Here is a 16,187-nt window from a genome sequence, read left to right as displayed (position 1 = left end):
TCAAATTCCTTCCAATTTTCCTTTCCAAAATGCTACCCGCTGCCTGTTCCAGGTGTAGCAGGCCACCAAATGGCCGTCCTCGTAAAACATGGCTGGATAGGAAAGCTCATCCTCCTCTCCTACCCCTTTTTCAATATCAAATGTCTGACTCCAACTGTGCCCGTTGTCCAGCGATACCGCGACCGAAATGGGGTACCGCGCACCCCAGTTTTCGGACACCGGATTATAGATGACTGCAATCTTCTCGCCTCCCAAATGCGCCACGTCAATGCCGCTATTGTTGTTGGGTAAACTGGTTTCGGTAATTTTCGACCAGGTTTTTCCATAATCTTCGGAATCTGCCCGGCAAATATTTCCTGAACTGCTGCGCATCAACATGTGTACGTGCCCGGGTTTGGATTCCCAAAGGGCAGGCTGGATGACTCCCTCCCCGGTAATTACCGACCGGTCCATGTCCAGCTTATCGCTAGCCTCCCAAGTCTTGCCTCCATCTTCCGAACGGTCTACAAAGACCGTCCATACCTTGTTTTTTTCGTCCGATGACGGTGCCAGCCAGGTACCATCGGAAAGTACCAACATGTGGTTTCTGACCGGCCCCCTGCCCCCTTTATCTCCAGGCACCAATTCTCTGGCCTCCGACCAGGTCTCCCCGCCATCTTCGGAAACCTGCACCCAGGTTTCCCAAAAGTCGATTTCTTTCCCCACTTTAAAATACAAATAGACCTTGCCGTCGGGCGCATTGAATAGCACGGGGTTCCAGTGAGGGTCGTTGCGAACCTTCACCAATAACTTTGGTTCGGACCAATTCCCCGGTTTTCCTTTGGCCGTCCAAATGCCTACGTCGTCGTGCTTTTCGTGGGACCCCGCAAACCAGGCGACCAAATATTTTTCCTCACCCAGCGGAATCATTGTCGAAGCATGGCACTGTGCAAAAGGCCGGTCGTCGGTAAAAATATGTTCGTACGCAATGCTGCTTACCCCTACTTCCTTCATGGTCTCCTTTCCTTCGTACTCCCGCTCGGAAGCGTCTGACTCCGGGCCGCCGCAGGACAAGGAACCCAACAGGACTGACAGAACGCCAATGCCTCTTATAGAATGTTTCATAATTACGTATTTTTGGTATGTCGCTTGTTTGAATATTTTTGGTAAAAAGGGCTTCTTTCGCCGGCATATGTTGAAAGGCTACAAAACATTAACTCGACGAAAGGTGACGGATTTTCCGGACCTTTGGCCCGCTTTGTTTGCTTCTCCGGCGCCCGGACCCCGGCCACCAAAGACTCCCTTCTGCCAGTGAAGGGATATCTCTAGCCGGCGTAAGTCAACGCAGGCACATGCGCCGCATCCAACATAAAATTGTGCAATTTATAGTTTTCGATGTAGGCGGGTAGGTTTTCACTCCCAGGCCCATACATGGCTAGTTCCACATGATCGGCAGAATGCCCGGTCCCTGCCCAACCTATTCCGGTATGCGCGTACTGTAGCTGCGCATACAGGTGATTCGGCACCTTGGTAGAACCGTACAGGCCGTCCGTACTGGTTCCCCGGTAACTTTTCATCAACGCGTCAATTTCTTCTTTCTTCAATTGAAGCCCCTGATAGGTTTCGATAAAATCCGCTACCTGTCCGGCCGTATTATCGGGTGATAACTGGCTCAACACCCATTCGTTAGAATGGGAGGTGGTATACAGCCTGGAGAATTTATCCGCTGCAAAAAGCCCCGGATTGGCATTCCCATGATCGGTTGTCATGATTACCAGAGTCTCTCCGTCCTTTGCAGCAAAATCCAAGGCTATACCCACGGCTTCATCAAAATCCAATTGGTCGTAAAGCAAGGCAGGTGCATCGTTGGCATGCGCAGCCCAATCCACCTTCCCTCCTTCGATTTGCATGGCAAAACCCTTCGGATTCTGAGAAAGAATTTCAATTGCTTTTCGGGACATTTCTGCCAAAGAAGGTACCTTCTTTTTTAACTCCGGGTCGTTCTCCCGGTCAATGGCGTAAGGCATGCCCCCCTCACTGTAAACACCCAATACCGGCTTGTCTCCATTCAAGTCCATCATTTGGTCCCGATCCCTGACTACCGAAAAGCCAGCTTTTTGGAACGCTCCAAATAAGTCACGCTTGTCTTTCCGCATAGAAGCGTCAAAGACCTCCGCTCCTCCACCCATCATCAGGTCAAATTCGAGTTCAAGGTATTTCGCCGCGATTTCGGGCATGGCACTCCTGCTTTTCTCGTTTACGCAGAAGGATGCGGGAGTAGCATGGGTGATTTGGACCGAAGTCACGCAACCGACCGATTTTCCTGCATGCTTAAATTTTTGCAGAATCGGAACAGGAAGCTCCCCCTTGGGCCCTACATTCAGCGAACCGTTTGGTACCCGCATGCCTCCACCCCAGGAACTCCCGGCAGCAGCCGAATCCGTCACAAGAGAATTGGAAGAAGCCGTATCCATAAGTGCCCTTTTGGCAAATCCTCCCAGGTAGTAACTCATCCACCGGCTCTTTTTTCCTTCTTTCTGCCGCAACAGCAGGTCTGCCATCGTAAGTGTTCCGGTACTCATGCCGTCGCTTACGAGAAAAATAATGTTCTTTGCCTGTTTCCGAAAGGTCCGAACTGGGGGCTTACTTAACCCCAACGTTGGATTCACGACACCAAATCCTATTGATGCCAACATACTTTTTGAAAAAAATTCCCGTCGTTTCATAGGTGTATCATTTGTTTTTTCGCGGCCATAGTAAATCTCCGCTTGTTTGATAATCGTTCCTTAGAGTCTCACCTGCCTCAGGCAGGCTCAATTTGATGATTGATTTGTGGCCAACTGCTAGTTAATTGTTGCAAGACTTTTTTTTAGGGAAACCACATTCTCTCCCATCTTATTCCGGCTACACTGGTAACAATACCCATTTTTTGTCAATTGTACTAGTAAAAAAAACATCGTTCCAAAAATAGTACATACCCATAAATCCAAGTATAACTGCTAAATGGAATGGTGAACTTGCTAGTATTACTAACTGAAAACCAATTAGATGGAGTCGTGCACCGGACACACCCGAAGTCAGGTAGTGATTTGTAAAATAGGTAAATTAAAATATATTTGTTGTTTCTTTTTTATAAAAACTCACCCTAAGTAGCGAAATGAACATAGGAATAGATTTAGGAGGAACAAAAATCCAGGTAGGTATTGAGAAAGAGGGAAAGATTATCCACAAAACCAAGGCCTTACTGAAAGAAAAAGACGACCTCGAGTCAACCTTAAATCAGGTGAAGCAGTTCATTGAGCCACTGACCCAACATAAGGTAGACGGGATTGGCATTGGTGTCCCCTCGGTGGTGGATGTAGCAAAGGGTATCGTCTACAATGTCACCAATATTCCGTCCTGGAAGAAAGTGAGCCTAAAGGATATCCTGGAGGATGAATTCAAACTTCCCGTTTTTGTAAACAATGACGTCAATTGTTTTACGATCGGTGAGCACAAGTTTGGCCTGGGCAGAGATTATTCCTGCATGGTGGGCATGTCCATAGGTACGGGCCTGGGTTCAGGCATTATCATCGGAAACAAGCTATATGCCGGGACCAATTGCGGCGCTGGTGAAATTGGTTTACTTCCCTACAAAGATAAGAATATCGAATACTACGCAAGTGGGAATTTTTTCAGTGCGTTTCATCAAACCACCGCACTGGATGCGTTTAACCAGGCGGAGCGCGGCGATGAAAAGGCCTTGGAGCTTTGGGAAGCGTTTGGCTACCATTTTGGCGCTGCCGTACAAGTGGTCATGTATACCTATGACCCCGAAGCCATTGTGATTGGGGGCTCGGTCGCAAACGCCTTTCCCTATTTTGAGGCGAGTATGAAAGCGAGTTTTAGCGATTTTATTTATCCAGAGTCCATAAAAAAGTTGAAAATTCACCTGACAAAGAATGAGGACATCGCCCTGTTGGGAGCCGCAGCCCTGGTCGACTTATCCCTGGAGCATGCAAACGGACTGGTTTAGGTGACCGGTTTCGTGGTTGGCCTCAAGAACTCAGGACCGGTACCAATGCGTGCGAAACCAGGCCGATACAACCCTCCCCGATCAAACCTATCATTCCCGAATTTAATGGCTACCTTCATCCTTTGAAATACCAACGCTATGAAAAAAAACAACCTGATCGTTGCGCTCATCCTACTTATATTTTTTGTGATCTCATTCCTCACCAACATCCTTGGACCGATCATTCCGGATATCATCGACAGCTTCACCCTTAGCATCGGATTGGCAGGATTTTTACCTTTTTCCTTTTTTGTTGCCTATGCGGTCATGTCCATTCCCTCGGGAATCCTGGTAGAAAAATACAAGGAAAAGAAAATGCTCGTGGTAGCCTTTGCATTGGCTTTTGCGGGGGCGCTGGTCTTCGCCTTGATTCCCAGTTTTAGTATTGCACTAACATCCCTGTTTATCATCGGCATTGGAATGGCCATTCTACAGGTAGTAATCAACCCGTTGCTTCGGACCGCCGGGGGAGAAGCACACTTCGCATTTAACTCGGTTTTGGGTCAATTGGCTTTTGGTGCCGCGTCATTTCTAAGCCCCATGCTTTACAGTTACCTGGTTACGCATATCCATACCGGCGATCCCGGGGCCTTATTTTCATTTTTAGACGGGATGGTGCCTGAAAACCTCAAATGGGTTTCCCTCTATTGGGTGTTTGCAGCCATTTCTTTTGTAATGGTTATCGTGGTGTACCTGGCTCGCTTTCCCAAGGTGGAGTTAAAGGAAGACGAAAAAATCGATATTGGCGTGGCATTTAAGGAACTACTATCCAATAAATACGTCATTCTATATTTTCTGGGCATTTTCTCTTACGTGGGAACGGAGCAGGGAATCGCGAATTGGATATCCAAGTTTTTGCAAACCTATCATGGCGTAGATCCTGCCACCACGGGGGCTTCGGTAATTTCCTATTTTTGGGGATTGCTCACCATTGGCTGTTTGTTGGGGCTATTGCTGCTCAAATTTATGGATAGCCGCACCGTTTTGGTAGGATTTACCTCTGGGGCCATCATTGCCTTATTGGCGGCGTTATTCGGGCCGGTTTCCTGGGCGCTGATTGCCTTCCCCTTAACCGGGTTCTTTGCATCGGTGATGTGGTCCGTCATTTTTTCCCTGGCTCTCAATTCTGTTTCACAGCATCACGGCACTTTTTCTGGCATTCTTTGCACCGGCATCGCCGGAGGAGCGGTGGTCCCATTAATTGTCGGGGGATTGGCAGAGCTGGTCGGACTTAAATTGGCCATGCTGTTTCTTTTGGTTACCTTAGGCTACATATTAAGCATAGGCCTATGGGCCAAACCACTGGTAAGCAATGCTACCAAAAGTATCAAAGACATCTTTAAGTAAAGCATGTACAAAATCATCCTTTTGCTGGACTTTGCCGAAGAATACAGTAAAAGCTTACTGAAAGGTATTTCCAAGTACTCCGCCGAACATGGCCCCTGGACCTACTGCCGGATGCCTTTGTATTACCGGGAGACGATTGGGATCAAAGGGATACTCGACTGGGCAAAAGAATGGGGAGCGCATGGCATCATCGGTCAGCTTTACAATGAGATGGACCTGAAACTGATCATTGATTCGAAAATTCCAGTGATTGCCCAGGATTTTAAGGAGCGGTTTAGCGAACTTCCCAATATTACCGGGGCCTACCACGAAGCGGGACAGATGGGTGCGGAATACTTCCTTAAAAAGGGCTTTAAAAACTTCGCCTTTTATGGATTCAACGATATCGTCTGGTCCCGGGAAAGGGCCGAAGGTTTTGAAAAGAAAATCAACTCGGTCGGTTTCAAGGTGAATTACTTCGAACACCGCAAATCCCGCTCCACCGATCTTTGGTACTACAAAAGTAACTCCCTGAGCAAATGGCTCATCTCCCTGCCCAAGCCCATCGCACTCATGACCTGCGACGACAATCAGGGGCTGCACATTACCGAGGCCTGCAAGCAAAATAAAATCCGGATACCGGAAGAAGTGGCGGTACTGGGCGTGGACAACGACGAAATGCTATGCGATTTGTCCGACCCTCCCCTCTCGAGCATCGGCCTGGACATTGAAAAAGGAGGCTACGATACGGCTAAACTCATGGAAACCATGATCCAAAACGGGGCGGATCACTACTACGACATCCACGTAAAGCCCACCCAGATCATTACCCGGCAATCCACCGACATCTATGCCACGAATGACGATTACATCGCCTCCACGCTTAAGTACATCCATAAAAATATCGAAAAGAACCTACAAGTCGACGAGGTGGTCCGGCAGGTGCCGCTTTCGAGAAGAAGCCTGGAAAAGCGGTTTCACCAAATTACCGGGTACCCGATTTACAAGTACATTTTTAACCTGCGCATTGAAAAATTTACACAAAAACTGCTGGAAACGGATCAGACCGTTTTTGAAATTGCACTGGATTTGGGCTTGAACGACAGCAAAAATATCGCCAGGCAATTCAAGCAAGTCAAGGGCTGCAACCCCATCGAATACCGGAAAAGGTACCTCGCTGGCAAGTGAATTGCTGATCAAGCCCTCCAAGCTGCGGTTTTATGAAGAAAACCGGCTACGGGAATGGTACAATTACCTGCAAAGGGGTATTACATCAAAATAATCGATTCCGTATACCATGCGGCTGGTAAATTTCCATCGGCAGGTAAACCGACTGGCGAACAAACGACCTATTTTGGTCGCCGTGCCGGCCATTGCGTCAGGTAATCCCTAGCGGTAGGAACCTGTGCTTCTACCTTGTGTAGATTCTCAGGTACAAGCAATTTTCGAAACATCACCACTATGAAACAGATGAACAAAAACACGGTCGTTTCCCTGCTGCTGGCAGGCATGGCACTCGGTACGGCATGGGCCATCCGGGGACAGTTTGGTCACGAGCAGGGTGCGGCCTGGGCTGGAGGTATCGGGAGCCTTTGCATCATTCTGCTGGCCAAAAACAAGTCCTGGTACAACAAAGCAATGAAAGCCGCTTTTGCGGGCGCCGTGGGTTGGGGATTGGGAGGCATGATGAGCTACGGGGCCGTGGTGGGTTATGGACGGGGGGTAGATTTCGTCAACGTCTACTATGGCTTAACAATGCTTTTTGTCATCGGGGGTCTCTATGGGCTAATAGGTGGGGGACTTTTCGGCTTGGTATTAGCCGATACACCCAAAAAGAAGGTCAAATGGCATCAGGTGATCATGGAAATGACCGTGGGTGGCATCATCTTTTACTATTTTATTATCGAGCAGCTGGGCATTGCCATGACGCCGCCCCGATCTGAAGCATGGGGCGTGTGTGCGGGCATGGGTCTTGCCTTGATGTATTACCTGGCACGCACGAAACAATACAGCGTCATCCGAGTGGCCATGTATGGCGGCTTGGGCGCGGGTTTTGGATTTGGTTTTGGGAATTTCCTTCAAGTCATGGGAAATGTCGCCGAAGTGCCCTTCAATATGTGGAACGTGATGGAATATTCCCTGGGATTTTTTGGTGGATTAGGCGTGGCTTACGGTACATTCACCGGCACCTGGCCGAAGGAAGAAGCTGCTCCCCACTATTCCTACAAGAACTTAACACTGCCCATGTTGGGATTCCTGTTATTTATCCCTTTTTTCGTTTGGCAGCAATCGTTTATCGAGCGGGATTTAGCACCCACCCTGGGCAAGCTGATTGAGGATCCGGAGATCTGGGTGAGTATGGTACGATGGGTCGCACTGGTTGCCTTTTTGGTACCTGCCGTCTATTGGATTACCCTTTTTTCAGAAAAGAAGGGGAAGCGTGGACAGGATTTTAATGAAAAAGAAGTGCTGGGAGTCTTTGTGACGTATTTTTCGGTCTACATTATCTTTACCATTTTGATCACGGGTTCTTTTCTGAGCTTCTACCGTATCGAACAATTTCTGTACATCCTCAACTTTCTGGTAATTCTATTTTTGCTTCAAAAGTTTAAACCGGAAATCGCCACCAACATGCCAAAACCCGCAAAATGGGGGTACAAATTAGTGGCTATTTTGTTGTTCCTGGCTCTGCTTAGCCTGATTGCTATCAGCATACATGGAGAAATGCCAGGCATGAACAAACGGTTCGGCGCATAAAAAAAGCTGCAACAAGTGGACCCGGGCAGGAGGGAAAGGAGACGCCAACGGTTCCATTCCCCCTACCCGGGAAAACCTGATTCGCCGGGAGGGATTCTGTTCACTTTTTTATGGTCCCCATTGGGGACTGCCCGGCCCCGTTCCCCAGCTACTACCCAACCACCCCTAAATTCCGCGCTGCCATAGGAACTATTCAGTAGGGGAAACAAGGGGACATATCCTCCTGAGAAAAAATCGCCTAGGTGTCGCTGTTACTCATTTTCCTGCCTTCCTAATTGGCTTCTTGGGATACCTTTCCCTGCCCGAGCAGCTGTTTGCGGGTTTCGGGGATTATAACAGCGGGTACAGCCACCCGCCTTTTTGAGATTGCTGCGGTTAGCCCTATGCAAAAAAAAACGTGCTTCCCCTTTTTACCAGAGAGAAGCACGTTGCAAAAAACTCTATAAATCTTAATAAGCTTAGAACGGTACGTTCGTTCCCTGATACAGCCATGGCTTCGACCACTGGCTATCCGCACCAAAGTTTCCGGAAAACGGCGTTATTTCCAGTCGGTCCAGCGCACTGTTGATATTCGTGGAATTGTTGTTGTACTCGTCGCTACCGTACTGGAAACGCAAGGCTACCTCAGGCTGCGGAGAAAGCGGTCCTGCTTCCAAAGCCGGGAATCCGGTCCTTCGGTAATCGGCAAACGATTCCGCTGCGGCGGTCCAGCTAGCCACCCATTTTTGCGTGAGGATTTGTTCCAGGGAGTTGTTGAAAGCGATGTCCGGCTGACTAATAAAATCAGCATAGGTACCGCCTCTTCCCCAGGTATCCAGCGACTGCTCGATGCCTTTGTTGTAGTGCGTTTCTGCGTCTCCTACGTTCCATCCTTTCAGGGCGGCTTCCGCAAAAATAAAGCTTACCTCGGCAGCCGAGATGATTCGCGCCTTCAGGATATCTCCGGGAGCACCTGCGGTGCTGTAAATAGGCGCCAACTGGGAAACGTGCTGATTTTGCGTACCCTGACCTGGAGATGGATTTCCATTGTAGGATTCGGGTACGGTGATCGCCGGCGGCAATCCTACGTACAGGTCTGTATTATAATCCGCCATGTTTGGATTAAACCTTCTGGTGAATTTAACGTCCGAATACAACTCCACAAAATCATCGTAGGGATAGGTAACCACTGCCAGCGGCTCTCCGTTTGCCCGGATGAAATCTTCCGTGGCGGTGGTCAGTGTTTCATCCGGTACCCATTGCACGCGAACCGAATCAAACCATACGGTAAGGCGGGGATCCATGGTGCCGGTCAATTGGTCAATAAACGTTTGGCAGGCTTGGTACCGCTGAAAGCCATCCGGATCTAACCGAACGTGTCGGGATAGCCACTCATCGCTCGCACCACCGGTATAATCCAGCGTCGCATCCTGAGAAGGATCCTGAATGTAAATTCCGCTGCTATAAATTGCCTCCACGCCGGCCCGCGCCACATCCGGCTTCTTTTCGGAAAGGCGCATGTAGTACCTTAGCAGCAGGGAATTGGCAAATCGCCTCCAGTTGCCTACGTCTCCATTGTAATACAGGTCGTTCCCGGCGTTCACTCCATTGGGAGAGGCGGATCCCAGCAACTGTACCGCTTGCTGAAGGTCGGAAATAATGCCGTCGTAAATCACTTCCTGGCTGTCAAACTTTGGATACTGGAATTCTTCGCCTCCCTGGTCCCCTTTTAGGGCATCGGTATACGGAGCATCTCCCCAAAGATCGGTGATATTGCCAAAAACAAAGGACTTCATCGTAAGGCCCATGCCCTGGAAGAAATTATTTTCCAGGTCTTCGCCTCTTCTAATCATCAATTCATTGGTCCGCAAAATGTCGTACCATCCTGCCCAGCTTCGGCTACTCCAGTCGTAAAAATTATGACCGGAATACCAGCCGTTTTTCTGGGTGTGTTGCACGGCGCCGGCCAGATCGTTGTAGCCGAGGTTTACGTAACTTTGAGCCGCTGAGGCCAGGACCGTAGGCATTAGCAAATTGGGATTTGCATCAGATGGCTCTATTCCGAAGGGATTGATGTTTATTTCATCCAGCTTTTCGTCGCAACCGGTGAACAAGACCAACCCAAACACGAACAGGGCTATTTTACGAAAATCAAATATATGTTTCATGATTTGTATGGTATTAGCGATTTACAAATTGAAATTGAGTTTGAACCCTACAGGGGCACTCCAGGGCAGTACGTTCTGTCGCTCGATTCCCTGACGAAACTGCTGAGAAGTATTACCTTGGGTACCACCACTGGCCCAGAACGCTCTTTCGGGATCGACTCCAATATCCGCCTTGGTCCACAACATGATGTTTCTCGTGTAAATGGCAAACGTAGCATTTCGGAAAGCTCCAAAGTTAGGTATTCTATAGCCGATGGAAAGCTCTCGTAACTTAACGAAGGAGGCATCAAAAGTTACCTGCTCGTTAAATCTCCAGGCGTAGGTATTGGTGATGGGATAAATGTTTGTTTCGGGACCACCCAGGTGCTCCTGATAGACGTCATCGCTGAAGTCATCGGGGGTGTCCGCTCCGGCTGTTTGAATGACACCGGGTATGAATGCGCCGTCGTGCCCATTCTCATCCAGAGGCATACCGCCCGTCTCAGCCGTATGTCCACCGACTCTTGGGAAATTCCCCGGACGTGGAATGATGTATTTATCCGGATCTGACTTTAGCAATTCTACCAATTCAGCATCCGAATACAAACCTCCCGGTATCAGGTTATCCAACTGCCGTTGAGACTTCCAGTCAGACTCTCCGTACCGATAGGTGTGAGACATGAAATTACCCCCATGCCTCCAGTCAAGACTGAAGTTCAGAACAAATCGCTTGTAACTCAAACTGGATTGGGCTCCAAGGATAAAGTCAGGGTTAAAATTCCCGACATGGCGAAGCTCTTCATCAACCCGACGGAAGGGTTGCCAGGCTCCTGTACTGGTCAAAATGGGCCATTTATAGTAGGGAGAATTCGGATCCTCTACTTGAGCAAAGCCCGTGCTATACATGTCTCCGATGTCCTGCCCAAGGAAGGTAATGGCTCCTGCATCATTTTCCCCCCAAAGGATGATTCGGTCCAGGTTGTCACTCAGTTCCACCACTCGGGTGCGGTTTCTACTCCAGTTTAAGTTGATGTCCCAGTTCCAACCATTTCTGCTGACGGGTGTACCTCCGAGCGTGAATTCCCAGCCCCTACTTTGGATCAAACCGGCGTTTATCAAACGGCTGCTAAATCCGGAAGAACGGGGTAGATTCACCGCAAATATTTGATTTCGGTTATCAATGGTGTAATAGGTACCCGTAAACCGCAATCTATTCTGAAACATGTTCAAATCAATCCCTGCTTCAATAGAGGTCGCCTCTTCGGGCTTTAGGTCCGGGTTCAACAAACCGGAAGGCATGGCTGCCGTATTGATACTGTTGTACAGGCCCGTGCTTAGATTCTGCACCAAGCGGTAAGGATCGGTATCGTTACCTACCTGCGCCCATCCGATTCTACCTTTAAGCATGTCGATATTTTCTGGCAAATTAAAGGTATAATTGGCCAGCCAGCTCAAGGATGCGGATGGATAGAAATAGGAACGGTTCGCCGCAGGCAAGGTGGATGACCAGTCATTCCGTGCGGTCAGATCCAGGTACAACTGGTCGGCATAGCCGAAGGATGCCAGGCCATAAACACTATAGATCGCACGTTTGGAAAAACCGCTGGATACCGATCGGTTATCTGCCGGGATATTTTGAACGTTGTAAATGCCCGGAACTACCAGCCCGTTATTTCGGTTTCCACCTACGCCAACGTTATTGCTGGATCCAAATCGGGTCATGATGTTACCACCAGCAGAGGCATTGAAATCCAGTTCGCCAAAATCCTTTTTGTAGCTCGCCAGGATATCTGCGTTGGATTCCTGGGTCAACAGGTCCGCTGTGTAGTAGCCACCTCGGGCCATTCGGCTGTAGCTAAATGGGATTTTGGTCTCCCGGTTTTCGGCCGATCGGTCCAGGGAATACCTGGCCGTGATATTAAAATTATCATTGAATTTGTAATCAAGCGAGGTGTTGCCGAAAATCCGGTCTCTACGGAATGCATTCTGGATCCCATAAGCGATGAAATAGGGGTTATCCCCACGTGGAGTTCGTAATTGTTGGATTTCCTCCTGACCTTCTACCCAAAAATCCCGCATTTCCTCATAATTAATGTACGAAGAAGCATAGACGGCTTCCAGTGGATTTGCTCGTCTGTCCCCGGTACTTGGCCGGTCATTGGAAAGGCTATTACTGTAATTGAAATTCGTGCTGAATGTCAATCTATCGGCCAATTTGTAGGTCACTGCCGTAGATAGGTTGTTCCGGAAAAGGTCGGAATTTGGAATCATCCCTCTATGCAGCATGTTCGAGTAGGACACCCGATAGGTTGCGTTGTCGCTTCCACCACTCACCGCCAGGTTATTGGTAGAAGTTACCCCAGTCTGGAGGAAATCCCTCATGGCATTGGGATAGGATCGAAGTTCCGTAGGGATTCTGTTTCCATTTTCATCCACGGGACTATTCCATTGGATGGCGGTATTGCCCACGTCCAATTGGGGTCCTCCCCAATAGGCAGATCCTTCGTTAAATACTCCCTCCCGGTTGCCATTCGCATAGCGGTAGTGGAAATCCAGCAATCGGGTAGGTCGTTCGAATACGTTACTTGTAGAAAAGGATACACCCATGTTCTTGCTCTTGCTTCCGGATTTGGTGGTGATCAGTACCACACCGTTTCCTGCACGTGTACCGTAGAGCGCCGCGGCACTTGGTCCTTTCAGCACACTGATATTGGCGATGTCATCCGGGTTGATATCCGAAATGGCATTTCCGTAATCCACCTGGTTACCGTCCCCATTTTGGGAGATGTTATTCAGGGAATTAGACATGGGCACACCATCCACCACAAAAAGCGGCTGGTTATCGGTGGTCAGGGAAGTCGCTCCCCGAATCACCATACTCATGGACGAACCCGGCCCACTCGTCTGATTGATGGTTACACCCGGCATACGGCCTGCCAGGGAACTCAATACGTTTTCTTGCGTAACCTGCGTCAAATCCTCCGCTTGCACACTAGAAACATCGTAGCCCAGCGAGCGCTGGTCCCGCTCAATTCCAAGAGCGGTTACCACCACTTCCGACATGGCGGACATGCTTTCTTCCAGACTCACATTCAAGGTGGTGCGGTTACCTACCGTAACTTCCTGGCTTTCAAAACCTACGTAAGAAAATACCAACACGGAATTTGGACCCGCCACATCAATGGTATAGACACCGTCAATGTCGGTGACCGTTCCGTTATTCGTTCCTTTTTCCAATACCGTCACCCCGGGAAGTCCGGAGTCATCCCCCGCAGAAGTAACGGTTCCTCTAATCGTGACAGCGATGCTTTCTTCCGTCATCGCTGAGGCATAGATTGGGTTATCTACCAAGCGATTGCCCGTCTCAGCCAGCAAGGAACTGGTTGAAACCAAACCAACCGATAGAAGTGGTACCATCCACCTCCACATTTTTTTAGTACGGCGTTTTTTCATAATTCAGTAATTTGATTTGTAGTTTTAATTTAGTTTTCTTAAACCTCATTGGAATCATTCTTCCAAACCTTGTCTCTTGTAGGGACCTCCATTTTTGACTTCATTTTTGTTGATTCGATTGCGTTATTTCTTTCCTTTTTTCAATACTCTTTTCCGCGTCTTCGTTTTGATTTTCCTCCTCGTATGCGTTCATTAATTTATCAAAATGGGCTCTCATACTCTCTTCCAAAAAACCAGCCATCTCCGTATCTTCCAGTCCACGCAGCAACTCCTCAAACTCTTCCCGTGAAATCTTATTTTCTATAAGTCGTTGAAGCAGCGCCTCTGATTTTTTCTTTTTCATATGTTTGCCCTCCATGCTATATACCATCCCCTTCAAAAAAGAGACTATCTCCTTCATTTCTTTTTTGTTATGAATAAATTGTGAACCCATTTAACATTAAGGTAAATAGCCCGTTTTTAGCGAAACGTGTATATTTACGTACTGATCATGCACGTTCGAATCAAAAACATCCGTAAAAAATTCTATGCGCTTATGAAAAAATTGCACCTACTTGTCGGCTGTATTTGGGTACTGGCTTTCGCTTGCGGCCCCCAACAAGACGCTGACAACGAACTGCTTTCCGTATCCGAAACCATAGACCGCATCGTTACCCGAATGTATGCGGAATGGGACAGTGAGACGCTCGATACCTTATCCCATGATTTTATTGAACAATCCCTGCGTCCGCTAGAAAAAGAATCGCTGGCCACGCAATACTGGAAATTCCAGGTAAACGTGCCCGTCACTGTATCGCTCATGAGAGACAAAGCGCAGAAAAAAATTCCGTTCTGGCTAGAATCTTCCGGGTTTCGGCGCACACCGATGGAGGTCAAAAATGAGATTTACACCTACGAGGTATGGCAAAAAGATTTCAATTCCGGGGAAGTTCAGCTCGGGATCAACGGTTTTGGGAAGCACCGACCGGTATATTTTCTGGCACTTGCCCCGCAAAATCCATCGGATGAATTGACCGTGTCTCCCGTATTTCCGCAAGAACAACACATCGAGCAATTCCGGGAAGGAGCTTTTACCTACCACGACTGGGACGGCCTGGTACTTACGGAGGTTCCGGAGTCACTTCAGGGACAACAGTTACTGACCACCATCCGGGGAAGAGCCAGGGAGGCCCATTTAGTAGATGCCTTTCGCAGCACGGATTTTCCAAGTGGAGATAGGCCCGATCAGCTATTACTTACCTGGAGCGAGGATCCGGTCCGTTCCATCGATATCCAATGGAGAACCTCGGAAAACATTGCAAAAGGAATGGTCCACTACTGGAAAAAGGGCAGCACGGATACCATGCAGCTTGAAGTTGATCCCTACGTGATGGAAGATCGGCTCCTTCAAAACGACCGGTACATGCACCGGTTTACTGCCAAACTCCGTGGATTGGACCCAGGTAGCGCATACGGCTACCGGGTAGGCAGTATCTCCGGAGCATGGTCGGAGGTGCAGTCTTTTTCTACTGCCGCTTCACAAGCAGTCCCTTTTTCGTTTATTTGGTTCGGAGACGTCCATAATTCAGCGGTCTGGGGCAATTTGATTCAAAAATCTGAACGCCAACACCCGGCCACCGAGTTTTATTTCATTGCGGGAGACCTGGTCGACACAGGACTATATCGGGATGATTGGGACAAGCTCTTCACCTATGCAGGCGAAACCATCTCCCGGAAGCCGTTGTTGGCTGTTCCCGGCAATCACGACAGCCAGGACGGACTGGGTGCCTGGATGTACGAAAAGATGTTGAGTCTGCCGGCAGATAGTCCGGTCGGGATGGAGGGGAGAAGCTATGCGTTTACCTACCAAAACACCCTTTTTCTAATGATGGATGTGACCCTGCCTCTTTCCGAGCAAACTGCATGGCTGGAAAAAAAACTGAGCGAATCCGAGGCTACCTGGAAAATCGCTGTTTTTCATTTTCCACCCTACAACGGGGTAGAACCCTATACCGACATCCAAGACCTTTGGGGACCGATTTTTGATCGCTATCAGGTGGACCTGGTATTGGGAGGACACTTCCATTATTACATGCGTTCGCAGCCCATTCGAAATGGGCAGGTGCAGGCAGATCCCAAGGATGGCACCATTTATTGGATTTCGATTGGCACTACCGGAAAAAACAAGGATATTGAACGGGAGCCCTACGCCGCGGTTCAATTTCCAGCCGAGCACCTCTACCAATCCATTACCATCGATGGCAAGGAGCTACGCGCTGAGACCATTAATCTGGATGGCGAGCAGGTGGATCATTTTGTGTTAACAAAATAGCGGTTACCGGCACTTCTCCTGCATCGCACACCATCCGCGGACACCGGCAGGGACCAGTTTTTGGAAAGCCGCTGTACATAAACTGCTTAGCGCAGCCTACAGCGGCTTTCTCATTTATTTTTTCATAAATCTTGGCAGATCCCCCAGATTCCCTGTATTTTTAAATGAGAATAAGAAGCGG

The 16,187-nt window shown here is 48.7% G+C and carries 10 protein-coding genes; 5 read left to right on the top strand and 5 right to left on the bottom strand.

Annotated elements, in window-relative coordinates:
* The gene (locus BMW71_RS10000) at positions 1-1,104 is read right to left on the bottom strand and encodes a sialidase family protein (protein WP_092173110.1); all 1,104 of its coding nucleotides are present in this window, start codon (positions 1,102-1,104) and stop codon (positions 1-3) included.
* Between the two features lie 200 nt (positions 1,105-1,304).
* On the bottom strand, positions 1,305-2,675 hold the full coding sequence (locus BMW71_RS09995) for an alkaline phosphatase (protein ID WP_244891143.1): 1,371 nt from the start codon (positions 2,673-2,675) through the stop codon (positions 1,305-1,307).
* Positions 2,676-3,136: 461 nt separating this feature from the next.
* Here BMW71_RS09995 and BMW71_RS09990 point away from each other — a divergent pair, with 461 nt between their 5' ends.
* The 4 genes from BMW71_RS09990 to BMW71_RS09975 all read left to right on the top strand — a co-directional run bounded on the left by BMW71_RS09990 (position 3,137) and on the right by BMW71_RS09975 (position 8,116).
* On the top strand, positions 3,137-3,994 hold the full coding sequence (locus tag BMW71_RS09990) for an ROK family protein (RefSeq protein ID WP_092173105.1): 858 nt from the start codon (positions 3,137-3,139) through the stop codon (positions 3,992-3,994).
* A gap of 138 nt (positions 3,995-4,132) precedes the next feature.
* The gene (locus tag BMW71_RS09985; RefSeq protein WP_092173102.1) at positions 4,133-5,380 is read left to right on the top strand and encodes an MFS transporter; all 1,248 of its coding nucleotides are present in this window, start codon (positions 4,133-4,135) and stop codon (positions 5,378-5,380) included.
* A gap of 3 nt (positions 5,381-5,383) precedes the next feature.
* Positions 5,384-6,547, top strand: a complete 1,164-nt coding sequence (locus BMW71_RS09980; RefSeq protein WP_092173099.1) for a DNA-binding transcriptional regulator — start codon at positions 5,384-5,386, stop codon at positions 6,545-6,547.
* A gap of 273 nt (positions 6,548-6,820) precedes the next feature.
* On the top strand, positions 6,821-8,116 hold the full coding sequence (locus BMW71_RS09975; protein ID WP_092173096.1) for a hypothetical protein: 1,296 nt from the start codon (positions 6,821-6,823) through the stop codon (positions 8,114-8,116).
* A gap of 458 nt (positions 8,117-8,574) precedes the next feature.
* On the opposite strand, the gene BMW71_RS09970 is transcribed toward BMW71_RS09975, so the two are convergent.
* The 3 genes from BMW71_RS09970 to BMW71_RS09960 all read right to left on the bottom strand — a co-directional run bounded on the left by BMW71_RS09970 (position 8,575) and on the right by BMW71_RS09960 (position 14,095).
* Positions 8,575-10,263: a SusD/RagB family nutrient-binding outer membrane lipoprotein gene (locus tag BMW71_RS09970; RefSeq protein ID WP_092173093.1), complete on the bottom strand. Its 1,689-nt coding sequence runs from the start codon at positions 10,261-10,263 to the stop codon at positions 8,575-8,577.
* A 21-nt stretch (positions 10,264-10,284) separates the two neighbouring features.
* Complete coding sequence (locus tag BMW71_RS09965) at positions 10,285-13,659, bottom strand: SusC/RagA family TonB-linked outer membrane protein (RefSeq protein WP_244891142.1); 3,375 nt, start codon at positions 13,657-13,659, stop codon at positions 10,285-10,287.
* A gap of 136 nt (positions 13,660-13,795) precedes the next feature.
* Positions 13,796-14,095, bottom strand: a complete 300-nt coding sequence (locus BMW71_RS09960) for a hypothetical protein (RefSeq protein ID WP_143057600.1) — start codon at positions 14,093-14,095, stop codon at positions 13,796-13,798.
* Positions 14,096-14,230: 135 nt separating this feature from the next.
* Here BMW71_RS09960 and BMW71_RS09955 point away from each other — a divergent pair, with 135 nt between their 5' ends.
* On the top strand, positions 14,231-16,006 hold the full coding sequence (locus BMW71_RS09955; RefSeq protein ID WP_092174781.1) for a purple acid phosphatase family protein: 1,776 nt from the start codon (positions 14,231-14,233) through the stop codon (positions 16,004-16,006).
* Positions 16,007-16,187: the final 181 nt, after the last annotated feature.

This window comes from Cyclobacterium xiamenense, from assembly GCF_900109255.1.
Lineage (GTDB): Bacteria > Bacteroidota > Bacteroidia > Cytophagales > Cyclobacteriaceae > Cyclobacterium > Cyclobacterium xiamenense.
The sequence above is the reverse complement of the archived record's forward strand: the minus strand, read 5'-3'. Positions and strand labels throughout refer to the sequence as shown.